A 23,263-nucleotide genomic window follows, 5' to 3' on the forward strand; every position below is an offset into this window, starting at 1 on the left:
ACGCCGGCCTAATGATATGTCACAACCGGATTGAATACCCTCTGCAGAAAGGAGCGCTGCGCCGTCTGCGCATATTCCCGTGGAATGTCATGCCCGCATTCGAACACGTGGAGCGTCACCGGCACGCCGGTTTCGGACAACACATCCGAGAACCGTTCGGCCTGGGCAACGGGAGCACGCTCATCGAGCCTCCCGTGGAGCAACAGGGTCTCCGCCCGGATTTTCCGCGCGTGATGCAGGGCAGAGCGAGCCAGGAAGGCTTCGCTCGACAGGCCGGCTTCCTGCTCGATCGTCCACCGCAAGCCTTTCGAACTCGCCTCATAGGCAGCCTTGAGATCGTAAACCCCGCTGCGCAGAATGACAGCCCTGAGATCGGGAACCTGGGCTGCGACCATAGCCGAAGCAATCGCTCCCCGGCTGTTGCCGTAGAGAACAACGCGATCAGGATCGACGCAAGGCTGCTCCAGCAGGAAGGAGAGTGCGGCCATGATCGCCCGCTGGGTATTCTGACCACAGAAATCCGCCGGTCCATCGGAAGCACCGAAGCCCGGCTGCGAGACCGCCGCCGCGGTTATATTCAAACGGGAACAGAACCGAAGCAGCGTACCCGTATCGACGGCCTCTTTCGCGCCGATGAGGCGGCCGCCCTGATTGCCGTGGACGAACAGAATTGCGCCCGCAGGCGTTTCGCTCTCGGGCTGAACCTGAAAAAGCTCCACACTTGCCCCGCCACCCCTGTCGATGAGATGTCGTGTCACATCAGGCATGTTCACCCTCACCTTCGCATCCTGCATGAGAGGCAGGCCTCACCATCGAAGCCGCGGCCCCCTGCTCCTCAGCTTGGCGAAATTCGCACGTGCAGGCCGGCAAGTCTCCCATAAATTTCTGCGGGATTTGTCGGCATGCCGGCGCATGGTTCGTCCTCAGGCCGAGATCCGGCCCTGATGGCGCGGATCACCAAAAGGAGAGACACCCATGAGAAAGATCATCGCCTCCACATTCGTCAGCCTCGACGGCGTTATGCAGGCACCCGGCGGCCCTGACGAAGACCCCGTCAACGGTTTCAAATTCGGTGGCTGGGTCTCCCCCTATGCGGACGAGACGATGGGATCAGTGATCGGCGAGCTCTTCGCAAAGCCGTTTGCGCTGCTGCTCGGGCGCAAGACCTACGACATCTTCGCCGCCCATTGGCCCTATCAGGACGATGATATCGCCAGGGCCTTCAATCCCGCCACGAAATATGTCGCGACGCACCGCCCTGAAAGCCTTGCCTGGCAGAATTCACAATCGCTGGGATCCGACATCGTCGCGTCACTCCGCAAGATCAAACAGGAGAACGGGCCTGACCTGCTCATCCAGGGATCGGGCAATCTCATCCAGACCCTGCTTGCCAACGACCTGATCGATGAAATGACCGTGCTGACTTTCCCGCTGATCCTCGGCAAGGGCAAACGGCTGTTCGAGGGGGGCGCGACACCTTGCGCCCTCACGCTCACGAGATCGGTGGTATCGAGCACCGGCATCATCATCGCGACCTATGAGCGCAACGGCGCAGTCCGGACGGGCTCGTTCGCGTCCGATCAACCTTCCGAAGCAGAACTCGAACGCCGCCGGAACTGGAAGTAGCGGTCTCTCACGGTCGCTGCGGCGGGATCGGATCTGCTCCGATCCCGCCGTCGTCACAATGATGTGCTGCAAATATGGATGCTGTCGGAAAAGTGATTTCCTTCCAACGGCTTCTGTCCTCTATGGGCTAGCCAGAATACGCGATGCCCATCTTCTGCCCGAATGTTGGGGTTCTACTCGGACTTCACCCATACGGACTATTGCGGCGTGCCGCGACAGCATATTTTGCCAGGTTTCGAGGACATCAGAATGCCGCTGAAAACATCTTCCCGCTGGATTGTACCGCTCGCCGGTCTGCTGGCGCTCTCGGGAAGTGCAATTGCCGTGCGCGCCGAGCCGCTGCCGGCGCCACCCGTCACGCAGGCAAGCCCGAAGCCCGGCTATACGGTTCCGCCCCGCCGGCCCGCCCATATCGTCCGGCAGGATACGGGCGCGTCGCTGTCGGCGCTCTTTGATTCAGCCAGCGGCAATCAGGCCAAGGTGCTGAACGAAATGGGCGGCCTGACGGTTTCGATGAACAACGACATCGCCGAGGCGGTCGAGGCCTATTACGCCCAGCCGAAGGCAAAGCTCATCTGGGTCGATGGCAAGGGGCCGACCCCCAAGGCCGCGCAGGCGCTCAGCCTCCTGAAACAGGCCGATGACTGGGGATTGAATGCCGGCGACTATGCCGTTGCCCCTCCTCAAAGATCGGACGCGAAGGCGCTGGCCGAGTTCGAAGCCTCTCTCTCGGCCAAGATGCTGATGTTCCTGCAGGATAATTTCCGCGGCCGCATTGATCCCAACAAGCTGTCGAACTATTACGATTTCAAGCGCAAGCCGGTCGATCTGAAGGGCACGATCGCCCAGCTTTCGGCCACGCCGGATCTGATGGTGGTCTTCGACCGTCTCCTGCCGAGCAACCCGAAATTCGCCCAGCTCGCCGCCGAACTGCATTACCTGCGCACATCAGGCCAGGGCGGCGATACTGCCGCCAACATCAACAAGGTGATCGTGGCGATGGAGGAAATGCGCTGGCTGCCGCAGGAATTCCCGGAGCGCTACGTTTTCATCAACCAGCCGGCCTATATGGCTTACTATTATGAAAACAGCACGCTGACGCTGTCGATGAAGGCTGTGATCGGCCAGCAGGATCACCAGACGAACTTCTTCGATGCCTCGATCAAGACGGTGGAATTCAACCCCGACTGGGGCGTGCCGCAATCGATCATCCGCAACGAAATGCTGCCGCACCTGAAGCGCGATCCCGCCTATCTGGACAAGGAAGGCTATGTCGTCTCGGTCAAGGGAAAGACCATGCCTTCGGCCAAGGTCGACTGGTCGCAGCCGCTCGAAAATATCGGCGTCGTCCAGCCGCCGGGTGCTGACAATGCGCTCGGCCAGCTGAAGATACTCTTCCCGAATTCGCACGACATCTACATGCACGACACCCCGGCACGCGGAAAATTCGCCTCGCAGGACCGCATGTTCAGCCATGGCTGCGTGCGCCTGGAAAACCCGAAGGCGATGGCCGCCGCCGTCCTGAAGACCTCGGTCGAGTTCGTCGATCAGCAGATCTCAGCCGGCGGCAAGCAGGACATGCCGGTTCCGGAAGAGGTTCCCGTCTACGTTTCCTATTTCACCGCCTGGCCGACGGACGACGGCGTCATCCACTATTTCGACGATATCTATGGCCGCGACGCGCAGACCTTGTCGGCGATTTCGGCCACGACCGCGAGCCGCGCCCAATCGTAACTCGGCCGGGGCTGTGCCAGCCCCGCCACTCCGTCGCTAGCTGCCCCTCTGCCAATCCTCTCCTCGTCACCACCGACAGCGTTCGGCGGGTGACGATACGTGCATTTTACACATATTTATTGACGACATGTTCCGCCCCTGATATATGTGCGTTATACACACAATGGAGCGGACATGGCACATCAGATCTCAACCGGCGCACGGAAGTGCGGCGCCGGCGCGGCAGAACCGCGCACGGCAATCAGGCCGATCGACGCAATCATTGGGAACAGCTCCGATGGCCGCTAGGATCACCACACGCAGTTGGGCGACACCCCTGACGATCGGCTCCTTCCTGCTGATGGCAGGCACAGGCGTCATGATGTTCTTCGAATGGGAACGAGGCCTGATGACCGTCGTCCACCAGTGGTTCTCCTGGTTCTTCGTGACCGGCGCCATCGGCCACATCGTCGCCAACATCAAGCCATTCCAGTCGCATCTGAAGGCGCGCTGGGGCCGCTACAGCATTGCGGTTTTCGCGATCGTGCTTGCCGCATCCTTCTTCAGCTGGGGCCAGATCACCGGACCGCAGCTGGAGCGCCCGATCGAACAGGCGCTTGTCTATGCACCCCTCTCGGCCCTTGCCGATGTCACCGGCCAGTCACAGGCCGATCTCCTGGCCAGGCTCAGGCAGCAGGGCATAGAGGCGGAGGCGCATCAATCCGTCGAAGACCTCGCCCGCCTGCACGGCGTCGATGAGAACCGCGCCCTCGCAATCATCTTCAGCGTGGAAGGATAGGGCCTGCCTCTTACCGCTTATTGCCGACAGTGCCTTCACCTGTGCGGCGCCCGGAAATTGTGGCATAACTGGGTGATGGCAATACATGTCTTGGCAGTCCATCGTGATACTGTCGGGACGGAACAGGCCGCAGGCGGCTCGCTTGCAGGGGCCTATTCCGTAGGCGTGCTCTGCTGGCTCCTGTCAGCCGGCGTCTATATCGCAGCCAAATGGGTCTCCACGGAAATGCCGCCCTGGGCGCTCTGCTTCTGGCGCGTGCTGATCGCCTTCGCGATCCTGCTGCCTATCGTGCGCCACCATTTCGGCGAGATGCTTGCGCTGGTGCGGGCGCGCGGCCTGGAATTGCTTTTCATCGGCGGCATGGGGCTGGCCATCTGTCAGGGCCTGATCTTCGTCGGCCTTCAACATGCCGATGCCACCACCGCCGGCATCATCATCGCGCTGATCCCGATCATCACCATGATCCTTGCTCGCCTGATGCTGTCAGAGCCGATGGGAAGCTGGCAGGTGGCCGGATCGATCCTCGCCTTCCTCGGCATCGTCGCCATCATCATCAAAGGCAGCCCGGCAGCACTTCTGCGCCTCGACTTCAACCCCGGCGAACTCTGGATCGTCGCCGGCGCCTTCTGTTTCAGCCTCTACACGGTGCTACTGCGCCGCGCGAAATTCGACCTGAACCGCCTTGCCCTGCTCGTCCTGCTGCTCGGTGCTGCGGCGCTGACAGCCCTACCCTTCTACCTCTACGAGCTCACCGCCGACGAACGCACGACGCTCAATACGAGCGGGCTCATCGCGCTCGCCTATGTCGCGATCCCTGGCGGCGCGCTCATGTATTATCTCTTCAATCGCAGCATCGAGGCGCTCGGGGCCGCCCGCGCCGGCGTGCTCCTCTACATCCAGACGATCTTCATCGCCGTGCTCGCCTATCTGATCCTCGGCGAAAAGCTGCAGACCTATCACCTCGAAGGTGCGGCCCTCATCATCGCCGGGTTGCTGCTGATCATTCTGCTGAAACCGAAGGAAAAGGCAGCGGCAGCCTGAAGACAGGAGGCGAGGAGCAAGACCCTCAGCCCTTCACGCCCGCCCCATAGCGCAGCCCGTCTACCAGCAACGCAATCATCCGCTGCGTCGTCGCCGGATCATCCCCCTGCCCAAGATTGGAAAGCTGTGCGCCGGCACGCAGGAGTTCGCTCGCCTCGACATCGCCGCGTGCGGCTCCGGCGGCAACGGCCCTGTCCAGCAAGCCCTGCAATGCCGGGATCATGCGCTGCTCGAAATAGGCCGGCAGCGCCTGATAGGCCGGGTCGCCGGAATGGAGCGCTGCGGCAAGGCCGCGCTTGGCCATGATGAAATCGGCAAAGCGCTGCATCCAGCGCGACAGCGCCTCGCCCGGCTCATGCTCGGCAGCAAGCGTCACCGCGGCATCGGCGCAGGCATCCACTTCGTTGCGCATCACCGCCTTGATGAGATCGGAGCGCTGCGGAAAATGGCGATAGACCGTGCCGACGCCCACGCCCGCCTTTTCCGCAATTTCGCGCACCGGGGCATCCACGCCTGAAGTCGCAAACACCGCCAGGGCGGCTTTCAGCAGCGAATCCAGGTTGCGCCGCGCATCCGCTCTTACAGGCCTTTCATGGCCGCTATCAGCCTTACGCCCCTCGCCCGGGCTGTCCGTCCCGTCAGTCACATCAACACCCCTTGCAAAACGGAACATTGTTCCGTATAAACGGAACCGCGTTCCGGATGCGCTTTTATACTCTGTTTTCCAGGACTTTGCCAGCGGCAAAGTCTGCTGACAGGCAGTTCAAGATTCACCTGCTCCTGCGAGCAGTCCAAGATTCAAAGGAAACGAAGATGCAATACCGCCCCCTTGGCCGCACCGGCATCAAGGTCAGCCCCTATTGCCTTGGCGCCATGATGTTCGGCGCCATCGGCAATGCCGATCACGACGATTCCATCCGCATCATCCATAAGGCACTCGACGCCGGCATCAACTTCATCGACACCGCCGATATGTATAGCCACGGCGAATCCGAGGAGATCGTCGGCAAGGCGCTGAAAGGCCGGCGCGACAATGTCGTTCTCGCCACCAAATGCTTTATCCCGATGGGCCAGGATCCGAACCAGCAGGGCAGTTCGCGCCGCTGGATCTATCGCGCCGTCGAAGATTCGCTGCGCCGCCTGCAGACCGACTATATCGACCTCTTCCAGATGCATCGCCCGGCGCCGGACACTGATATTGAGGAAACGCTCTCGGCCCTTACAGATCTGATGCGCGCCGGAAAGATCCGCGCCATCGGCTCCTCCACCTTCCCCGCCTCCGATATCATCGAGGCGCAGTGGGTGGCAGAAAAGCGCAGTCTCGCCCGCTTCCGCACCGAACAGCCGCCCTACTCTATCCTCCATCGCGGCATCGAGCGTGAAGTCCTGCCGGCCCTCGAACGCTATGGCATGGGTGCCCTCGTCTGGAGCCCGCTTGCCATGGGCATGCTCACCGGCCGCTACCGCCGCGGTGCGGCTCAGCCCGACAGTACGCGCGTCGCCTATTTCCCCAAGCAGATGTCGAACGAAAACAGTCTCGACGCCGTCGAACAGCTCATCCCGCTCGCCGAAGGCGCCGGCATCTCGCTCACCCACATGGCGCTTGCCTTCGTCATCGCCCATCCGGGTGTCACCTCGGCGATTCTCGGACCGCGCACCATGGAGCAGCTCGACGATCTACTGGCCGGCACGCAAGTGCGCCTGAGCGACGAACTGCTCGATGCCATCGACGCCATCGTACCACCAGGCACGGAAACCGGTCCGCTGGAAGCCAATTACAAGACCCCGGCGATCCAGACCGCGAGCCTGCGCCGCCGTCCGCCCGCCGAACGCGCCGCCGGCTGATCGGCAAAACAGGTCTGAAGGCTCCGCTATTCCCGCGGAGCCTTCGGCACAACGGAACGGCATCCTCCGGCGGATATCTTTGAAAAATCTCGCCGTTCAACCATTCATCAGCCTGTTTCAGCATGTGTCCCGACGATTTCAATGGACCTTGTCGATTCCGCCGTCGTAACATCGATAGCCGTTAGCCAGCGCGGAATGAGCCCAAATGCCCACTTTTCATGCCAAATGTACCTGCGGCGCCCTTTCCCTGGAAGTCAATGGCGATCCTGTGCACAACCACGTATGCACCTGCACACGGTGTCAGCGCGCATCCGGCAGCGCACTTGCCCACAACGTGTGGTTCCATGAGGAAGATGTCCGGATCATTTCTGGAGAATATTCCGTATGGTTTCCGGAGGGCGAAACCACACCCGATGTGATGAAAGCTTTTTGTCGGATCTGCGGTGGGGGCGGATTTTCTAAGTCCGGAACGTATTTTCCCGGCACCGTCGTCATCGCTGGGGGCACATTCGCCGATCCATCCTTTCCTGCTCCGGATCATGTCCATTGGTGGGAGGATCGCCCGCATTGGATCGACCTTGCCGGGACGATCGAGCGTCATGCCGGAAACTGAATTCTCTCGGGATCGCCGACGTCAGCAGCCTGGTGAGAAAAATTGCTTATTAAATGCCAGCGGCAGGCAATTGCTGCAACCGGCGTTGCGCCTCCTCCACCTCGATAGCGAGCTCCTCCAGAAACTCGTCCCACATATCGAGCGCCCGCAAGCCTTCACGGGTGCGAAACAGATAGTCAGCCGAACTGCCGATGCTGCCTGCAGCCGTGGCAAGCCGCTGAACGGTCGTTTCTCTTGAAAGCCCGCCGGCATAGGTATTTGCCAGCGGGTTCATGGTGAAAGCGATGCCGCTTCCAAAACGCGCGCCGTCTTCGTCCAATAGATCGACCCAGCGCGGAATATAGGCCTCGGCCACCATCTCCCGCCGCCACAGCAGCTCGAGTTCGTGCCGGAGATCCTCTTCCTGCAGCCGCAGGGCGACGCCATCGCAGGCTCCGCCCGCATCCAGGCCGAGCACGAGACCCGGATTATCGGGCGAACCCCGCCCGGAAACGGTGGCAAGGCAGAAGGACCGGCGCCAGCCCTCAATGCGGGCTTTGCGGCTTTCGACGCTGAGAATGATCGGATTCCAGATCAGCGAGCCGTAGGCGAAAATCCAGACATCACCTTCCGGCCTCTCGGCGAGTATCGATGCGAGGGATGCCTGTCGCTCCTCATCGCTGAGAAGTTTGAGCGAAGGCGCCTCCCCGGCAATCAGGTTAGCGAATGTGCCGCTCAGCAGCAGCTCGCGCGAAAGGATTTCTTCGCCGCGGCAGGCGATGGCATCGCAGCCTTTATTGTTGATGGTCATGACGCTCCGTTTCCCTGAGCCAGGGATGCCTATGATGGTTCTTTTCTACCGCCATCATTCATGCCTTACGCGCCGGATAAAGCCGTTTGCCACGGACACACTGTCTCCAATACCGGAACAATCGGGCTTGGAGGACTTTGCCGCGCCCGCGCGGACACCCTTTCCCTTCCCAAAACCCGCGCCACATCGTTCTGATGAAACCCATGGTGCGGGAGCCCGACATGAGCGAAATCGGCCGTCTGCTCGGCGCCGGCAAGGAAGCGGAAGTCTTTGAACATGGCACGCTGGCGCTGAAGCTCTATAGGCCTGGCCGTCCGAAGGCCCCAGCCTTCCGCGAGGCCGCCAATCTGGCGATCGCGGAAAAGCTCTCGCTGCCGGCACCCAGGGTCCACGTCGTCGGCGATTACCACGGTCGCTGGGGCCTGCTGATGGATCGCGTGACCGGCACCAGCCTTGCCGATGAGATGACGCCGGAGCCGCCATTGTCAGCCATCAAGGAGATGGCAGCACTCCACCAGCGCCTGCACCGCGAACCGGGCATAGGCCTCCCCTCGCTGAAGGCAAGACTGTCGGCCAATATCGAGCGCATCGAACCTGTGCCACCGGATCTACGCGACCGTCTGCTTCTGGCACTTGCCGCCCTGCCGGATGACGACCGTGTCTGCCACGGCGACTTCCATCCCTGGAATATCATGGGCTCCGGCGATGGCATCATGATCGTCGACTGGCTGGACGCCTGCAGCGGCAACCCGGCCGCCGATGTCTGCCGCACCTATCTGTTGATGCGGCGCGTCCTTCCGGCAATCGCCGAAGCCTATGTCGTCACCTATGCAAAGACGGCCGGATTGACCCCGGACGAGATCTTTGACTGGCTGCCGGTGATCGCTGCCGCCCGCCTGGCAGAGGGCGTTCCCGAGGAGACCGAGGACCTTCTGCATCTCGCATCGCTGGCCCCCGCAAACGGCTAGAGCAATGCCAGCAAAGGTGTGTCGCGGTTTTGCGTCCGGAATTGCGTGAAAACAAAGAGATAGAGCATTTTCGTGATTCGAAAAAAACGGAAATGCTCTAGGACGATTACGCCGCACAAGCCTCGCAGGTGCCACGGATTTCGATCGTCGTCTTCGCCGGCTTGAACTTCTGGCTGCGCACCCAGCCCATCAGGCGGTGATCCACCTCGTGGTCGTGGAATTCGATCACCTGGCCGCAGCTTTCGCAAATCGCGAAGGCGACGATGCCATGGCTGTGGCAGTCTTCGCCGGGGTGGGCGCAGGCGACGAAGGAATTGATGCTTTCAAGCCGATGTACGACGCCGTATTCGAGCAGCTTTTCCAGCGCCCGATAGACCTGCAGCGGCGCACGAAACCCCTGGTCGCGCAGCTTGTCGAGGATCGTATAGGCGCTGAGCGGCGCCTCGGCCTTTTCGAGGACGTCGAAGACGAGCGCCTGGTTGCGGGTCATTTGCGGTGTGTTCATGAGCCTTGTCCTTCCAGGTCCCTGCGCCCGCGCCAGGCGGGAAGCAGGCTCAGAATGAAGAGAATGAGAGCGGCCACCACGATCGACGGGCCTGATGGCGTGTCATAGGTCAGCGAGCCGAACAGCCCGCCGACGACGGCGACCGCGCCGATCAGCGAGGCAAGCACGGCCATGATCTCCGGTGTCGAGGAGAAGCGCCGCGCCGCCGCCGCCGGAATGATCAAGAGCGAGGTGATCAGCATGATGCCGACGATCTTCATGGCAATGGCGATGACGACGGCCATCAGGAGCATGAAGAACAGCCGCGCCCGCTCCGGCCTCAGGCCCTCGGCTTCGGCCAGTTCCGGATTGACGGTAGCTGCCAGCAGCGGCCGCCACAGCCAGGCGATCGCCGCCAGCACCAGGATGCCGCCGCCCCAGATCAGCGCGATATCGGTCGTCGACACCGCCAGAATATCGCCGAACAGGAAGGCGATGAGATCGATGCGCACCCAGGTCATGAAGGCGACCATGACGAGGCCGATTGCCAGCGTCGCATGCGAGAGGATGCCGAGCAACGCATCGGCCGAAAGCGCCTGACGCTTCTGCAAAAGGAGCAGCAGGATCGAGACGGTGGCGGCGACAACGAAGACGGCAAGCGTCAGGTTGAGCTCGAAGAGCAGCGACAGCGCCACGCCAAGCAAAGCCGAATGGGCGATCGTATCGCCGAAATAGGCCATGCGCCGCCAGATGATGAAACAGCCGAGGGGGCCGGTCGTCAGCGCAAGACCGACGCCGGCGAGAATGGCACGCACGAAGAAATCGTCAAGCATGACGGTCCTCCCCGCTTTTGGCTCCGCTCTGGAAATGCGTGTGCGTATGGGCGTGCGCTTCTGCATGCGCATGCCGGTGGGACTGATCTCCATCGGCATGAGCGTGAGCATGGGCCTCGGCATGATCATGCGAATGAGCATGTCCATGGTCATGATCGTGGTGGTGCCCATCCTCGGGATGGCAATGATCGGTTACCGAACCGTCTTCATGCAGCACCCGCCCGTCCGGCAGATGTGTATGATCGTGATGATGGCTATAGACGGCAAGCGTCTGCGCTGCGCGGCTGCCGAAGAGGCGCACATATTCCGGGCTCTGGCTGACCGTCTGCGGCGTGCCGCGGCAGCAGACATGGCCGTTGAGGCAGATGACCGTATCCGTCTCCGCCATGACGACGTGCAGGTCGTGGGAGATCAAGAGGATGCCGCAGCCGGTCGTGTTGCGGATCGATTTGATGAGGTCGTAAAGCGCGATCTCGCCGGCGAAATCGACGCCCTGCACAGGCTCGTCGAGCACGAGAAGATCGGGCTTTCGGGCAATGGCGCGTGCCATCAGCGCCCGCTGGAATTCGCCGCCGGAGAGATGCTGTACCTGCGCATCCAGCATATGCGCCATGCCTGATGCTTCGAGTGCGGCCATGATATCGGCCTCCGGCAATGGCCCGGTCAGCGTCATCAGCCGGCGCACCGAAAGCGGCAACGTCCAGTCCACTGCAAGCTTCTGTGGCACATAGCCGACCTTGAGGCCGGCCTTCTTCGTGACCCTGCCCTCGTCCGGCTTCAGCACGCCGATCGCCGCCTTGGCGCTCGTCGATTTGCCGGAGCCGTTCGGGCCGATCAGCGTGACGATCTCCCCGCGCGAAACGGAGAAATCCACACCGCGTACCAGCCAGCGGCCGCCACGCCGAATGCCGACATTCTCAAGCGAAACCAGCGGTTCGGCCCGGATACCGGCAGAGCTGCCAGCGGGATTATTTGCGGGAGAGAGCATCAAATTTTCCGACAGTGCTGTTGCGTCCTGCTATTGCACACGTTATAGCATAACGCAATTGATGTAATAACATAACAAGTACAATTCAAGCGGAGCATGCTGATGAAACTGGCGATCGGTCTTACCCTCGTAATCCCGGCCTTCCTTTTCGCCGGGTCCCTCCAGGCCGCCGATGCCCCTGTGGTCGTCACCTCGATCAAGCCGGTCCACTCGCTGGTATCGGCCATCATGCAAGGCGTCGGCAAACCGGAGCTGATCGTCGATGGCGCCGCCTCCCCGCATACCTACAATCTGAAACCCTCCAATGCTCGGGCGCTGCAGGAAGCCAAGGTGATCTTCTGGGTCGGCCCCGGCCTTGAAGCCTTCCTCGAAAAGCCGCTGGAATCGCTGGGTTCCGACGCCATTGTCGCGAGGTTGGACGATGCGCCGGGCCTGGTGAAGCTCCCCTTCCGCGAAGGCGGGGCTTTCGAGGCCCATGATGATGGCGATGACCACGACAGCGCTTCCGGTGAGGAACATGCCGAGGCCGGCCACGATCATGCCGAGGCTGATCATGACCACGACCACGGTGACCACGGCGCCTTCGACACCCATCTCTGGCTCGATCCGATGAATGCCAAGGCGATGGCCACAGAGATCACCACCACGCTGGTTGCCGCCGATCCCGAAAACGCGCTGACCTACGAGGCCAATGCCAAGGCGCTGGATGACAAGCTCAATGCGCTGGACAAGGAAATCGCCGCAACCGTGTCACCGGTGAAGGACAAGCCCTTCATCGTTTTCCACGATGCCTATCAATATTTCGAGCACCGCTACCATATCCGCGTCGCCGGCTCGATCACCGTCAGCCCCGAGACGATACCAGGTGCCGAGCGCGTCTCGGAGATCCACAAGAAGGTCGGCGATCTCGGCGCCACCTGCGTCTTCGCCGAGCCGCAATTCGAACCGCGCCTCGTCAATGTCGTCATCGAAGGCACCAAGGCGAAATCAGGCGTGCTGGACCCCGAAGCCGCCACCCTGCCCGCCGGCCCCGATCTCTATTTCACTCTCATGCGCGGCATCGCCGACAGCATGAAGAGCTGCCTGGCAAGCGCATAGTCCGAAAATCACAGGCGATTTTCGGCAAGGGCTGCTGCCGATTGACCAACGACAGGGCGACTCAGCGCGCCCTGCCGGACTTGCAGCCCTCCCCGCGAGAGCTGCGGCGAAAGAAGGCGGTGACACCCCCGTTCCGCCTTTTTTGTTAGCCAGTATTGTAATGTTATAACGTAATAAGGATAATAACATGGATAAGCGACTTCCCGTTACCGTTCTCTCCGGCTTCCTCGGCGCCGGAAAAACGACGCTTCTCAATCATGTGCTTTCCAACCGCGAGGGCATGCGCGTCGCCGTTATCGTTAACGACATGAGCGAGGTGAATATCGATGCAGCCCTTGTGCGGAATGGCGGCGCCAATCTCTCCCGCACCGAGGAGCAGCTGGTGGAAATGACCAACGGCTGCATCTGCTGCACACTGCGCGACGACCTCCTCAAGGAGGTGCGCCAGCTCGCCGAACAGGGCCGCTTCGATTACCTGCTGATCGAATCCACAGGCATTGCCGAGCCCCCGCCCGTCGCCACCACCTTCGAATTCCGCGACGAGAACGGGGCAAGCCTCTGCGACATCGCCCGCCTCGATACGATGGTGACCGTCGTCGACGCCGCCAGCCTGTTCGCCGACTACGCCTCGTCCGATTTCCTCGCCGACCGCGGCGAAACCGCCGGTGATGGCGACGACAGAACGATTATCGATCTGCTCGTCGAGCAGATCGAATTCGCCGATATCGTCGTGCTGAACAAGGTCGGCACGGCAAGCGAAGAGCAACGCGACGCTGCCCGGAAGATCATCACCGGCCTCAATCCGGATGCCCGCATCATCGAGGCGGATTTCGGCAAGGTGGCGCTGAAGGATGTGCTCGGCACTAACAGCTTCGATATCGACAAAGCCGAGACCCATCCACTCTGGTACAAGGAGCTGCACGGCTTCAGGGACCATGTGCCGGAAGCCGAGGAATACGGCATCCGCTCCTTCGTCTACCGCGAGAGGCGCCCTTTCCATCCCGCAAAACTCCAGGCGTTTCTCGACCGCACCTGGCCGGGCGTGATCCGCGCCAAGGGCTTCTTCTGGCTCGCCACCCGCCCGCATCATGTCGGCGAACTCAGCCAGGCGGGCGCCATCGTCCGCACCGGCAAGATGGGCCTCTGGTGGGCGGCAGTCCCGCGCGAGCAATGGCCGCAGGAAGCAGCCTTCCTGCGCGCCATCGGCCCCTACCTCGACCCCGTCTGGGGCGACCGACGTCAGGAAATCGTCTTCATCGGCGCCGACCCGATGGATGAGGACTGGATCAGGCGAGAGCTCGACGCTTGTCTGATGGAGGTCGACGCCTTCACACCGCAGCGCTGGCGCAACCTGCCCGATCCCTTCGTCAGCTGGAGCCGACAGGCGGCATGAAGGCGACGGCAATCAGACCCTATCGATGCCTGTGCATCGAATGCGAGCCGCTGCCGCCGATCAAAGGGCTGCATCCGCTGACATACGCGGATGAGGCGCAGACGGAAGCACGAAGAACGAAGGGAGTTCTTGGCGCCATTGCCGAACTGGTGATGCCGTCGCGGCGGAAGCAGGACGTTGAATAGGTCGCCATGCCGTAGCGCCTGCCGGAACTACGACTCCGGCGGGCGGATCAGAAGATGAATTTTTGCGCAGATCGACCTTATGATCTTTTTTTGATCATCCTCAATTCAATAAATGGGCACAAAGCGCCGAAACCCGGTCCCTTGCCGAACCGACCACGCGCAAATGCGAGGATCGGCTGAAACTCCCGCGACTGGCACACCGCTTGCAACGCTTGCACCGGAAACCATCGGATGCACCATGCCGCCTGTCTTGACCGACCTCCTGCTCTCAGCCACCCTCGCCCTCAGCCTGCGGCGCTTCATCCTCCCCTATATGGTAGAGGATGACATCGTCAGGGTGTCGGCGCCGGTCACGATGGTGGCAAGCGCGGTGTTCCTCGCCGCCCTTGCACTGACCTGTGCCGACAAGAGTTTCTGGAGCGCCGGCGCCACCCTTGCCGGCGGTGCGCTGCTTGCCTTCGTCTTCGGCGACAGATGGCCCAAGTTGGCCGTCACCGCTGCGGCGACCTGCCTTCTCGCCTATCTCGGCATGCGCTGATCGCTCTGCTGGATCTGTCCTAGGCCGCGACGGCCGCGGTCTTGCCGCCTTTCGGCAAAGCCCGGGCAACGGCGCTCAGCAGGTCCGTCTGTGAAATGAGCCCGACGATACGTCTCTCCTCATCGACGATAATGACGGCATGGGTGCGCCCGTCCGTCAGATCCGGCAGCAGCGCCATCGCCACATCGCCGGCAGACGCTGTCGTTGCCGGCGAGATCAGCCGTTCCACAGGACCCGAGGCAAGCGCAAGCTCCCGCAGGCCGACCGTGCCGATCAGCTTTCCGGCCTCGTCGCGCACCGGCAAAGTGCGGATATTGTGGTTCAGCAGCAGCCACCGCGCCTGCTCGACCGTCGCATCGGCATCGATGGCAATCACATCGCGCGACATGATGTCGGCGCAGCGGATCTCGGCATTGGAGCGCGCCACTGCCTCGAACTCCACCTGACGCAGCAGCCTGCTAAGGTCGGCGCGGTCGATATCGAAGGTCTCGTTAAGTTTGGCAAGGGCTGCATCGATATCTTCTTCCTGGAAGCCGGCGCGCTCCGCCGGCGGCCGGTCTGCCGTCAGATGCGTGTTGACGGGTGCGGCCACCACATGCGGGTAATTGTGCCGCGACAGCTTGTGAAAAACGAGGCCGAGCACCACCAGCAGGCAGGAATTCAGCGCGACAGGCACGAAGGGAAAGAGCATGCCCCAGCTGGCGACGACGGGACCGCCGAGCACCGCCGTCAACGCCGCCGCCCCGCCCGGCGGATGCAGGCAGCGGGTAAAGGACATGGCCGCGATCGCCAGTGACACGCCGACACCCGTCGCAATGATCGGATCACGGATCAGGCTAGCCGCCGCAACCCCCATGATCGCCGATATCGTATTGCCGCCGATGATCGACCAGGGCTGCGCGAGCGGACTGGCCGGCACGGCAAAGAGCAGCACGGCCGAAGCCCCCATCGGCGCCACGATCAGCGGCAGATGCGAACCTTCTCCAAAGAGCGCGCCGCAGAGCAGGCCCGTCAGTGCAATGGAAACCAGCGCGCCGAGACAGGCGAGCAGCCGGTCGCGTAGTGTCGCACCGGCGAGAATGGGATGAAACAGCCGCGAGATGGAGGGCCGGCGGGGTGTCTCGTCGGGATTTGGCACGCGCATGAAGAACTCTTTGAGGTAGGCTGGGGCTGGATGGAAGGCGCTGCTATTGCAACTTGGCAGGCGGATTGGCCGACATGAGCATGATCTGCTCGAAGGCCTGCAACGGATCGGATCGCTGCTCGCGCCTCGAAATCAGCAGCGTATCGACGGGACCGAGCCGGTGGACGGTGACCTCGGCTCTCCACGGCAGCATGTCGAGCACGGAGCGCGGCATGACGCCGACGGCATTGCCGGCGACGACCTGGGCAAGGATCGCGTGATAGGATGTCATTTCCACCGTCGGCAGACTGGCGCCGCCACGGACCCACCGCTCGGCGATCTGGCGGTAGGTACAGCCGGGCTCAAGCGCGGCGAGCGCCGGAAGGCGAATATCCTGAGGTGCTGCGACCGCGGCATGATGAGGCGGCAGCACGAGCAGAAGGTCTTCCTCATAGACGCGCGCAGAATGGAGATCATCGGCATCGACACCGGCTGACGACAGCCAGCCGGGCTCACCCTGCGGCGTAGCAATCAGCGCGCAATCCAACTCGCCGGACAAAACCGCCTTCGTCAACTCGCGCGTCGCGCCGAGCGTCAGCTTCAGGGCGATCCCGGGATTCTCGTCGTTGAAATGGGCAAGTACGGGCGGCAACCGGCTCGCTGCCGTGCTTTCCATCGTGCCGAGACGTAAGGTCGGCCGCGGGCGGGCACCCTTGAGGGCAAGCTGTGCCTCCCCGGCCAGCGCCATCAGCCGCCGCGCATAGGAAACGAAAAGCTGCCCCTCCGGTGTCAGCGTCATGCGTTTGCCGTCCCGGCTGAAGAGCGCGGCATCCATTTGCCCTTCCAGAGCCTGAATACGGGTCGTGACATTCGACGGTGCACGCGAAAGTCTTTTTGCCGCGCGGGTGACGCTACCCTCTTCGGCAACGACAAGGAAAATTTCCAGGGAAGACAGATCCACATCGATCTCGCTTGATGAACGAACTTGTCTATTATTCCAAATCAGAGAATGATCGCAATCGTCCTACCACCCAAAATCGTCGCTTCGACGAAAAACTTCTTCCGATCGGACCACCGTATGCAGAAAGACCAACCCGACGACTACGCCTCGCCCGCATGCCTGATGCACGAAGTCGACCCCGCCTATATGGGCCTCGAAGAACCATGGGATGTGGTGCGGGAATGGCGCCGCGCTGAGCGCAAGCGGCTGATCGACGCGCGCAAGCTGATAGACTCGGCGGAACGCGAACGGAAGACGGCGCTGATCTCATCGCATCTCGATCGGCTTCTTGCTCCTGTCATCGCGGGAAAATGCGTAAGCGTCTACTGGCCGTTTCAGGGAGAGCCGGATCTGCGTGGCTGGATGACTGCAATCGCCGAGCGCGCGACATGCCTCCTGCCGGTCGTGGCAGAGAAAGCAAAGCCCCTGAAATTCAGGACATGGACCCCGGGCACAAGACTGGAACGCAGCGTGCTCGGTATTCTCATCCCCACCGAAGGCGAAGAGCGGCAGCCCGATATCGTGATCGCCCCTGTCGTCGGCTATGACCGCGGCTGTTATCGCCTCGGTGTCGGCGGCGGTTATTTCGACCGGACGCTGGCGGCGCTCTCCCCCAAGCCGCTCGCTATCGGCATCGGATTTTCGCAGCAGCAGATTCGCACGATCAAGCCGCAGCCGCATGATATCCCGATGGACGCTGTGATCACGGAGGATGGCGTGATCAGGCGCTCCGCTGCTCCGTTCGTCTGACGACAAAGAACGCGACCCTACCCCTTAAGAAAAGAGGCGGCCGAAGCCGCCCCTTTCAGGAGGTGAACTCAGCGGTTGGCAGCGACGATGCTGGAGATCAAGCCGGTGGCGACGCCGACGAGAAGGTAGTCGTTATCGGCCTTCACCCAGTGATAGCCGCGCGGCGGTGGTGCCAGGCGGTAACGCCGGTAGTCGCGGACTTCGCCGTAACGGCCGCGCTCGGCAGCCGACATGCGGTAACCCCTGGACCAATGATGCCGACGGACGACCTTTTTCTCGACGACGACCTTCTTGTGGACGACGACCGGCGGACGGCGGTGATCGGCAGCACTCGCCTCCGATGCGACGATCGGCGAGAGCAGGAAAGAGGCGGAAAGAAGAGCTGCAAAAATCTTTTTCATGAGGGTTTCCTTGGGGCTTCCTCGTGTTGAACACGCCCCGAAATTACGTCTTCGAAAATGAACGAATTCTGAAAATAAAATTAAAGATCTGTAATGAAATCGCATACTTATCCGCGATTCCTAATATCCTAATTTCGAGATAACGGCAGGTGGCAAGATCATGCTGCAAGGAATCACGTCTGCGTAATCGGGCGTGATCGGATTGGCATTCTGGGCGGTATTTCGGGGCCAGGAAACCGAGCGCTCGCAATCTCCCCTTCTCCCCATCGGGGAGAAGGTGCCGGCAGGCGGATGAGGGGGCAGCGGACTCGGAGCGTGCCGAGCAAAGGCAACAAAACGAAATGAAAGCCCCACCCGGAGCCCCCTCATCCGCCCCTTCGGGCCACCTTCTCCCCAATGGGGCGAAGGGGAAACCCAGTCGCACCCAATCACACCTATCGAAAGATCAGCGCCATATTGATCATATCGGTATAGTGCCCATCTACATAGAACGCATCAAGGCTCACCCTTCTCATAAGGGCGGATCGCCCGCGCATTATCGTCATGCACGCCGAGTTCGATACGCACCATCCCGGCTTCACGCGCCTGAGCGATAGCCGCCTCGATCAGCCGCTGCCCAAGCCCTCGCCCGCGTGGGCGGGAATGAGGCCCATGCCGAGCGAGGCGCAATGGCCCCGCGAAGGAAAGAAATGCCGGCGGATGTCGCACCAGCCGATCACCTCGCCGCCGTCGAGGGCGACGAGATGCACATTGCCCCGGCCGATCGAAGACAGCGCGAATTTGCGCGTCTCTTCCAAGGGCGGGGCCTTGAGCAGGGTCAGATATTTCCGCTCGCGCGCCACCGTATCGAGAGCCCGGTGAAAGCTCTCGATATGTGCTTCGGTCATCGGCTCGATGCGGATATCGTCTGCCATCGTCGGCTCACAGCTCTTCGTAGTTGAACCAGTCGAAATCGGCCGTCTTTGCCCGGCCCGATGTATCGAAGGCGAAGACGCCGGCAAAGGCGCCGGTGAACGAGCCGTGCTCGCCGCGCCCGCCCTCGTCCGAGACGACGCCGGCATCGAGGACCGGGCCAATCGGCTGCCAGGCACCCTTGCCTTCCGTCTGCCAAAAGAATTGCAGGTCGTTGTCGCGGATTTCCATGGAGAGCTGTACGCGCCCGTCGGCCGGAAGCGCGACGCCGGCCTCGGCGGGAAAACTCAAGCGGCCGTTCGGATAATCGCCATTGCAGGAAAAGATCGTGACGCAACGGCCAAGCTTCTCATGCAGCGTCACGACGACGGCATGGAACTTGTGGCGGTTATAGTAGTGCGTGAGACCGGCCACCTGCTGATAGGTATCCGGAGCGAACTCCACCACCGTCTCCGCACGGAAACTGTGATGTTCCTGGCGACGAGCCACAAGAGCCTGCTCGAACCAGGAGCCGACGCTTTCGCGGCCGATGAGGCGCAGATGGCCAGGGCGCTCCGTCAGGTTGAAGATGCGCTCCGGCTGTGGCGTGCGCAGCCACTGGAAATCATCCGGCAGCTGGTCACCATCGAAGGAATATTCGCTACGAACAGGTTTTTCCGCCCGCACAGCACCGCCAAGGCCTGGCACCTCGACATCAGGAACCGTCGTGCCGTTTTCGAGATAGAGCCAGTCATCCTCGCGCCAGACGCATTTCTGCAACGCCGTCTCGCGCCCCAGCGTGCAGCGGCGCTTCGGCGGCAGCGGCCGGCCGCAGAGATGGGTATGATAGACCTGCCCGTCAGGCGTTTCGACATATTGCCCATGCCCTGCCCGCTGCAGCGCCGCCTCCGGATTATCCTTCGAGGTGATCAGGTGCCGGTTCGGATGCAGCTCATAGGGGCCGTCGATATTGCGCGAACGCGCCATCGTCACCGCATGGTCGTAACCCGTGCCGCCTTCGGCCGTCGTCAGGTAGTACCAGCCGTTCTTGCGGAAGAGATGCGGTCCCTCGACGAGGCCGAGCGGGCTGCCGGCGAAGATGTTCTTGATCGGGCCTTTCAGCGTCTTCGTCTGCGGATCCCACTCCTGGAGCAGGATGCCGTCGAAAGCCGGCGATTTCGGCGAGCCGCCATAGCTCTCGGTGCGGTGGTTCCACTGCATGTTGACGAACCATTTGCGGCCGTCATCGTCATGGAAGAGCGACGGATCGAAGCCCGAGGAATTGACGTGAACAGGCTCGGACCATTCGCCCTCGATGGTAGACGACGTCACGATGTAATTATGCGCGTCCTTGAAGTTGCCGTCGAAGCGCTTGACGTCGGTATAGACCAGCCAGAACTGCCCGTCGGCATAGGAAAGGCACGGTGCCCAGACGCCACAGCTGTCGGGATTGCCGCGCATGTCGAGCTGCGAAGCCCGCTCCAGCGGCCGGCGAACCAGCTTCCAGTTCACGAGATCCCGCGAATGGTGGATCTGCACGCCCGGATACCATTCGAAGGTGGATGTCGCGATGTAATAATCGGCGCCGACGCGACAGATGGACGGGTCGGGATTAAATCCGGGCAGTATGGGATTGCGGATCATGGCGGCTCCTCCGTTGAGCAAGGTTCTTGCTATACGTACGTCAAACTATACCAGAAAAACGCCCGGGGTTTTGCCCCGGGCGATCAAAACTACTCCAGCTCTGCTGACTTGGCCCAGAGGTTGATGTCGGCCTCCTTGGCATAGACATCGATCTGCTTCAGCTCCTCTGCCGAGAACTCGAGATTATCGAGTGCGGCAACGCAATCGACGATCTGCGAGGAACGGCTGGCGCCGATGAGCGCCGAGGTTACGCGTCCACCGCGCAGCACCCAGGCGATCGCCATCTGCGCCAGCGTCTGGCGGCGCTTCTCGGCGATCTCGTTGAGCTTCCTGATATTGTCGATGATCTGCGGGCGGATGAAGTCCTTCTTGAGGAAATGGTTCTGCGCCGCGCGGCTGTCGGAGGGTATGCCGCCAAGATACTTCGTCGTCAGCATGCCCTGGGCAAGCGGCGAGAACACGATCGAACCCATGCCGACCTCATCGAGCGTATCGAGCAGCTTATCGTCCTCAACCCAGCGGTTGAGCATGGAATAGCTCGGCTGGTGTATGAGGCACGGCGTGCCGAGATCCTTCAAAATCGCGGCGGCCTCGCGGGTGCGCTGCGAATTATAGGAGGAGATGCCGACATAGAGCGCGCGGCCGGAGCGCACGATATAGTCGAGCGCGCCGCAGGTCTCTTCCAGCGGCGTTTCCGGGTCGAAACGGTGCGAATAAAAGATATCGACATAGTCGAGGCCCATGCGCTCAAGGCTCTGATCGCAGGAGGCGACGAGATACTTGCGGCTGCCCCATTCGCCGTAAGGACCCGGCCACATGTCGTAACCGGCCTTGGAGGAGATGATCAGCTCGTCGCGTAGACCGGCGAAATCGGTGCGCAGGATCTCGCCGAACGCCGTCTCGGCGCTGCCGGGAGGCGGGCCGTAATTGTTGGCGAGATCGAAATGGGTGATGCCGAGATCGAAAGCCGTGCGGCACATGTCGACCTTGCGGTCATGCGGGGTGTCGCCGCCGAAATTGTGCCACAGGCCGAGGGAAACGGCCGGCAGCTTTAGGCCGGAACGGCCCGTGCGGTTATACTTCATCTTCGAATAACGGTCTTCGGCCGGTTGCCAGCTCATCTGAGGTCTCCTCAACCTGTAAAAGTGCTTGTCTTTCGTATCCGCAGGAGCGCGGGCGAAAGCTGAAAACGTCGCGGCCTTCATGTCAGGCCGAGCGATGGCACTATTGGAGTAAGCACGCCGATACGGCAAGCGCGTGGCGCGTGTTCTCTTCGCGCTTCAACTTTTCTCTGGGCAGTCCCTGCCCTCCAGACACCGTCATCCTCGGGGCAAGCCGAGGATGACTGAAGCGTCGAGGCAAGCGCGCCGCACGACAAACGCACGGCGCACCCTTCACCTTACTTCAACAGCGCCTGCGCCTCTTCGATACCGAGCGCCGCCGGCTGCGTGCAGGTCGTCGTGAGATCCACGAACCGCCCTTCCGCGCCCGACTTCAGGATCGAGGTCATGATGTCGACGCCGTGCAGCGTGCGGTCGAGCGAGCAGCGTGCATCGCGGCCCTCGATCAGCGCCATGGCCATGTCGGCAAGGCCGGCCGTGCGGTAGTTGGCGCGCGGGCCGTTCGGGCTTTCCTGGTTGAACTTGCCGAAGGGGTGGTCCCAGGCTTCCAACGCCTTGATGTCCTTGTCGCGGCCGCTGGCTTCCACGACGCCGCCGAAGAAGTTCGGGTCCGGCACGTAGAGCGAACCGTCCGTCCCGTAGAGCTCCATATTGGCATGGCGGTGCGACCAGACATCCCAGCTTGCCGTCAGCGTGATGGTGGCGCCGGAAACGAATTCCAGGAGTGCCTGGATCGTCGTCGGCGTCTTGACCGGGATGATCTCGCCATTGCGGGGCTGGCTGGTGATGGTGCGGGTTTCCGACGCCATCGAGGTTAGGCCGGCAACGCGCTTCACAGGTCCGACCAGGTTGATCAGGTTGGCGATGTAATACGGCCCCATGTCGAGGATCGGGCCGCCGCCCGGCAGGAAGAAGAAGTCCGGGTTCGGGTGCCACATTTCCATGCCCGGGCCCATGACGTAGCAGGCGCCCGACGTGATGCGGCCGATACCGCCATCATCGACGAATTTGCGCGCAAGCTGATGCGCGCCGCCGAGGAACGTGTCAGGCGCGCAGCCGACGGCGAGGCCCTTTTCCTTGGCGATGCGGCGAAGGTCTTCGCCCTGCTCCAGCGAGAGAACAAGCGGCTTTTCCGAATAGACGTGCTTGCCGGCTTCGAGAGCCGCCTTCGACACCGGATAATGCGCATCCGGGATCGTCAGGTTGACGACGACGTCGATCTCGTCATTGGCGAGAAGCTCTTCGATCGTCTGTGCCGTCACGCCATATTCCTCGGCGCGCTGCTTTGCCGCCTGCACGTTGATATCGGCGCAGGCCAGCACCTTCAGCCCCTTGAAGAGCGGTGCCAGCGAAAAGTAGGTGGTGGAGATATTGCCGCATCCGATGATGCCGACGCCAAGTTCCTTGGTCATGGTCTGC

General features: G+C 61.8%; 24 protein-coding genes and 1 pseudogene. 12 read left to right on the top strand and 13 right to left on the bottom strand.

What is annotated here, in order from left to right; all coding sequences use genetic code 11:
* Positions 1-8 precede the first annotated feature (8 nt).
* On the bottom strand, positions 9-767 hold the full coding sequence (locus FHT78_RS02805) for a prolyl oligopeptidase family serine peptidase (RefSeq protein WP_183740239.1): 759 nt from the start codon (positions 765-767) through the stop codon (positions 9-11).
* 208 nt (positions 768-975) lie between these two features.
* Between FHT78_RS02805 and FHT78_RS02810 the strand changes: the two genes are divergently transcribed.
* The 4 genes from FHT78_RS02810 (at position 976) to FHT78_RS02825 (ending at position 5,179) form a co-directional block, all read left to right on the top strand.
* Positions 976-1,626: a dihydrofolate reductase family protein gene (locus FHT78_RS02810; RefSeq protein WP_183740242.1), complete on the top strand. Its 651-nt coding sequence runs from the start codon at positions 976-978 to the stop codon at positions 1,624-1,626.
* Between the two features lie 249 nt (positions 1,627-1,875).
* Positions 1,876-3,360 carry a L,D-transpeptidase family protein gene (locus tag FHT78_RS02815; protein WP_183740245.1) on the top strand — a complete coding sequence of 495 codons (1,485 nt, stop codon included), beginning with the start codon at positions 1,876-1,878 and terminating at the stop codon, positions 3,358-3,360.
* Between the two features lie 277 nt (positions 3,361-3,637).
* Positions 3,638-4,138 (top strand): DUF4405 domain-containing protein, encoded by a 501-nt coding sequence (locus tag FHT78_RS02820; RefSeq protein ID WP_183740248.1) that lies wholly within the window; start codon positions 3,638-3,640, stop codon positions 4,136-4,138.
* A gap of 75 nt (positions 4,139-4,213) precedes the next feature.
* A complete protein-coding gene (locus FHT78_RS02825; protein WP_183740251.1) occupies positions 4,214-5,179 on the top strand; it encodes a DMT family transporter in 966 nt (321 codons plus the stop codon).
* Between the two features lie 25 nt (positions 5,180-5,204).
* Here the strand turns inward: FHT78_RS02825 and FHT78_RS02830 are convergent, their stop codons facing one another.
* Positions 5,205-5,825 (bottom strand): TetR/AcrR family transcriptional regulator, encoded by a 621-nt coding sequence (locus tag FHT78_RS02830; protein ID WP_183740253.1) that lies wholly within the window; start codon positions 5,823-5,825, stop codon positions 5,205-5,207.
* A 167-nt stretch (positions 5,826-5,992) separates the two neighbouring features.
* Between FHT78_RS02830 and FHT78_RS02835 the strand changes: the two genes are divergently transcribed.
* Positions 5,993-7,024, top strand: a complete 1,032-nt coding sequence (locus FHT78_RS02835) for an aldo/keto reductase (protein WP_183740256.1) — start codon at positions 5,993-5,995, stop codon at positions 7,022-7,024.
* Between the two features lie 205 nt (positions 7,025-7,229).
* Entirely contained in the window at positions 7,230-7,637 is a 408-nt protein-coding gene (locus tag FHT78_RS02840; protein ID WP_183740259.1) for a GFA family protein, read from the top strand.
* 49 nt (positions 7,638-7,686) lie between these two features.
* On the opposite strand, the gene FHT78_RS02845 is transcribed toward FHT78_RS02840, so the two are convergent.
* Positions 7,687-8,427 (bottom strand): gamma-glutamylcyclotransferase, encoded by a 741-nt coding sequence (locus tag FHT78_RS02845; protein ID WP_183740262.1) that lies wholly within the window; start codon positions 8,425-8,427, stop codon positions 7,687-7,689.
* 221 nt (positions 8,428-8,648) lie between these two features.
* On the opposite strand from FHT78_RS02845, the gene FHT78_RS02850 reads away from it, so the two are divergent.
* Positions 8,649-9,395, top strand: coding sequence for an aminoglycoside phosphotransferase family protein (locus FHT78_RS02850; RefSeq protein ID WP_183740264.1), 747 nt, complete (start codon positions 8,649-8,651; stop codon positions 9,393-9,395).
* Positions 9,396-9,501: 106 nt separating this feature from the next.
* On the opposite strand, the gene FHT78_RS02855 is transcribed toward FHT78_RS02850, so the two are convergent.
* From FHT78_RS02855 to FHT78_RS02865, 3 genes are read right to left on the bottom strand one after another with little or no spacing between them, the layout of a single operon-like run.
* Positions 9,502-9,900: a Fur family transcriptional regulator gene (locus FHT78_RS02855; RefSeq protein ID WP_183740267.1), complete on the bottom strand. Its 399-nt coding sequence runs from the start codon at positions 9,898-9,900 to the stop codon at positions 9,502-9,504.
* Positions 9,897-10,712, bottom strand: coding sequence for a zinc ABC transporter permease subunit ZnuB (gene znuB / locus FHT78_RS02860; protein WP_183740270.1), 816 nt, complete (start codon positions 10,710-10,712; stop codon positions 9,897-9,899). Before znuB ends, FHT78_RS02855 begins: the two co-directional genes overlap by 4 nt.
* A complete protein-coding gene (locus tag FHT78_RS02865) occupies positions 10,705-11,700 on the bottom strand; it encodes a metal ABC transporter ATP-binding protein (protein WP_183740273.1) in 996 nt (331 codons plus the stop codon). The genes znuB and FHT78_RS02865 overlap by 8 nt, the downstream gene beginning before the upstream one ends.
* A gap of 102 nt (positions 11,701-11,802) precedes the next feature.
* On the opposite strand from FHT78_RS02865, the gene FHT78_RS02870 reads away from it, so the two are divergent.
* The 4 genes from FHT78_RS02870 (at position 11,803) to FHT78_RS02885 (ending at position 14,914) form a co-directional block, all read left to right on the top strand.
* A complete protein-coding gene (locus tag FHT78_RS02870) occupies positions 11,803-12,798 on the top strand; it encodes a zinc ABC transporter substrate-binding protein (protein WP_183740276.1) in 996 nt (331 codons plus the stop codon).
* Positions 12,799-12,985: 187 nt separating this feature from the next.
* Positions 12,986-14,191 (top strand): GTP-binding protein, encoded by a 1,206-nt coding sequence (locus FHT78_RS02875; protein WP_183740278.1) that lies wholly within the window; start codon positions 12,986-12,988, stop codon positions 14,189-14,191.
* The gene (locus FHT78_RS02880) at positions 14,188-14,376 is read left to right on the top strand and encodes a hypothetical protein (protein ID WP_183740280.1); all 189 of its coding nucleotides are present in this window, start codon (positions 14,188-14,190) and stop codon (positions 14,374-14,376) included. The genes FHT78_RS02875 and FHT78_RS02880 overlap by 4 nt, the downstream gene beginning before the upstream one ends.
* A 238-nt stretch (positions 14,377-14,614) precedes the next feature.
* Positions 14,615-14,914: a hypothetical protein gene (locus FHT78_RS02885; RefSeq protein WP_183740282.1), complete on the top strand. Its 300-nt coding sequence runs from the start codon at positions 14,615-14,617 to the stop codon at positions 14,912-14,914.
* A gap of 19 nt (positions 14,915-14,933) precedes the next feature.
* Here the strand turns inward: FHT78_RS02885 and FHT78_RS02890 are convergent, their stop codons facing one another.
* Positions 14,934-16,058, bottom strand: coding sequence for an HPP family protein (locus FHT78_RS02890; protein ID WP_183740284.1), 1,125 nt, complete (start codon positions 16,056-16,058; stop codon positions 14,934-14,936).
* Between the two features lie 43 nt (positions 16,059-16,101).
* Positions 16,102-16,998, bottom strand: a complete 897-nt coding sequence (locus tag FHT78_RS02895; RefSeq protein WP_183740285.1) for a LysR substrate-binding domain-containing protein — start codon at positions 16,996-16,998, stop codon at positions 16,102-16,104.
* 117 nt (positions 16,999-17,115) lie between these two features.
* On the opposite strand from FHT78_RS02895, the gene FHT78_RS02900 reads away from it, so the two are divergent.
* Positions 17,116-17,787: a 5-formyltetrahydrofolate cyclo-ligase gene (locus FHT78_RS02900; RefSeq protein ID WP_183740287.1), complete on the top strand. Its 672-nt coding sequence runs from the start codon at positions 17,116-17,118 to the stop codon at positions 17,785-17,787.
* 68 nt (positions 17,788-17,855) lie between these two features.
* Here the strand turns inward: FHT78_RS02900 and FHT78_RS02905 are convergent, their stop codons facing one another.
* The 5 genes and pseudogenes from FHT78_RS02905 to FHT78_RS02925 form a co-directional block, all read right to left on the bottom strand.
* Entirely contained in the window at positions 17,856-18,188 is a 333-nt protein-coding gene (locus FHT78_RS02905) for an RcnB family protein (RefSeq protein WP_183740290.1), read from the bottom strand.
* 434 nt (positions 18,189-18,622) lie between these two features.
* Positions 18,623-19,102: pseudogene (locus tag FHT78_RS02910) on the bottom strand (GNAT family N-acetyltransferase).
* A 7-nt stretch (positions 19,103-19,109) separates the two neighbouring features.
* The gene (locus FHT78_RS02915; RefSeq protein WP_183740293.1) at positions 19,110-20,723 is read right to left on the bottom strand and encodes a glycoside hydrolase family 43 protein; all 1,614 of its coding nucleotides are present in this window, start codon (positions 20,721-20,723) and stop codon (positions 19,110-19,112) included.
* Between the two features lie 89 nt (positions 20,724-20,812).
* Complete coding sequence (gene mgrA / locus FHT78_RS02920; RefSeq protein WP_183740296.1) at positions 20,813-21,844, bottom strand: L-glyceraldehyde 3-phosphate reductase; 1,032 nt, start codon at positions 21,842-21,844, stop codon at positions 20,813-20,815.
* Positions 21,845-22,122: 278 nt separating this feature from the next.
* The gene (locus tag FHT78_RS02925; protein WP_183740299.1) at positions 22,123-23,256 is read right to left on the bottom strand and encodes a Gfo/Idh/MocA family oxidoreductase; all 1,134 of its coding nucleotides are present in this window, start codon (positions 23,254-23,256) and stop codon (positions 22,123-22,125) included.
* Positions 23,257-23,263 lie beyond the last annotated feature (7 nt).

It is taken from the genome of Rhizobium sp. BK196, from assembly GCF_014193255.1.
GTDB lineage: Bacteria > Pseudomonadota > Alphaproteobacteria > Rhizobiales > Rhizobiaceae > Rhizobium.

Bases quoted from the DNA above. Each gene is read 5' to 3' on its own strand.
- FHT78_RS02805 (WP_183740239.1), bottom strand. From the start codon at position 767: ATGCCTGATGTGACACGACATCTCATCGACAGGGGTGGCGGGGCAAGT.
- FHT78_RS02810 (WP_183740242.1), top strand. From the start codon at position 976: ATGAGAAAGATCATCGCCTCCACATTCGTCAGCCTCGACGGCGTTATG.
- FHT78_RS02815 (WP_183740245.1), top strand. From the start codon at position 1,876: ATGCCGCTGAAAACATCTTCCCGCTGGATTGTACCGCTCGCCGGTCTG.
- FHT78_RS02820 (WP_183740248.1), top strand. From the start codon at position 3,638: ATGGCCGCTAGGATCACCACACGCAGTTGGGCGACACCCCTGACGATC.
- FHT78_RS02825 (WP_183740251.1), top strand. From the start codon at position 4,214: ATGGCAATACATGTCTTGGCAGTCCATCGTGATACTGTCGGGACGGAA.
- FHT78_RS02835 (WP_183740256.1), top strand. From the start codon at position 5,993: ATGCAATACCGCCCCCTTGGCCGCACCGGCATCAAGGTCAGCCCCTAT.
- FHT78_RS02840 (WP_183740259.1), top strand. From the start codon at position 7,230: ATGCCCACTTTTCATGCCAAATGTACCTGCGGCGCCCTTTCCCTGGAA.
- FHT78_RS02845 (WP_183740262.1), bottom strand. From the start codon at position 8,427: ATGACCATCAACAATAAAGGCTGCGATGCCATCGCCTGCCGCGGCGAA.
- FHT78_RS02850 (WP_183740264.1), top strand. From the start codon at position 8,649: ATGAGCGAAATCGGCCGTCTGCTCGGCGCCGGCAAGGAAGCGGAAGTC.
- FHT78_RS02855 (WP_183740267.1), bottom strand. From the start codon at position 9,900: ATGAACACACCGCAAATGACCCGCAACCAGGCGCTCGTCTTCGACGTC.
- znuB (WP_183740270.1), bottom strand. From the start codon at position 10,712: ATGCTTGACGATTTCTTCGTGCGTGCCATTCTCGCCGGCGTCGGTCTT.
- FHT78_RS02865 (WP_183740273.1), bottom strand. From the start codon at position 11,700: ATGCTCTCTCCCGCAAATAATCCCGCTGGCAGCTCTGCCGGTATCCGG.
- FHT78_RS02870 (WP_183740276.1), top strand. From the start codon at position 11,803: ATGAAACTGGCGATCGGTCTTACCCTCGTAATCCCGGCCTTCCTTTTC.
- FHT78_RS02875 (WP_183740278.1), top strand. From the start codon at position 12,986: ATGGATAAGCGACTTCCCGTTACCGTTCTCTCCGGCTTCCTCGGCGCC.
- FHT78_RS02880 (WP_183740280.1), top strand. From the start codon at position 14,188: ATGAAGGCGACGGCAATCAGACCCTATCGATGCCTGTGCATCGAATGC.
- FHT78_RS02885 (WP_183740282.1), top strand. From the start codon at position 14,615: ATGCCGCCTGTCTTGACCGACCTCCTGCTCTCAGCCACCCTCGCCCTC.
- FHT78_RS02890 (WP_183740284.1), bottom strand. From the start codon at position 16,058: ATGCGCGTGCCAAATCCCGACGAGACACCCCGCCGGCCCTCCATCTCG.
- FHT78_RS02900 (WP_183740287.1), top strand. From the start codon at position 17,116: ATGCAGAAAGACCAACCCGACGACTACGCCTCGCCCGCATGCCTGATG.
- FHT78_RS02905 (WP_183740290.1), bottom strand. From the start codon at position 18,188: ATGAAAAAGATTTTTGCAGCTCTTCTTTCCGCCTCTTTCCTGCTCTCG.
- FHT78_RS02915 (WP_183740293.1), bottom strand. From the start codon at position 20,723: ATGATCCGCAATCCCATACTGCCCGGATTTAATCCCGACCCGTCCATC.
- mgrA (WP_183740296.1), bottom strand. From the start codon at position 21,844: ATGAGCTGGCAACCGGCCGAAGACCGTTATTCGAAGATGAAGTATAAC.
- FHT78_RS02925 (WP_183740299.1), bottom strand. From the start codon at position 23,256: ATGACCAAGGAACTTGGCGTCGGCATCATCGGATGCGGCAATATCTCC.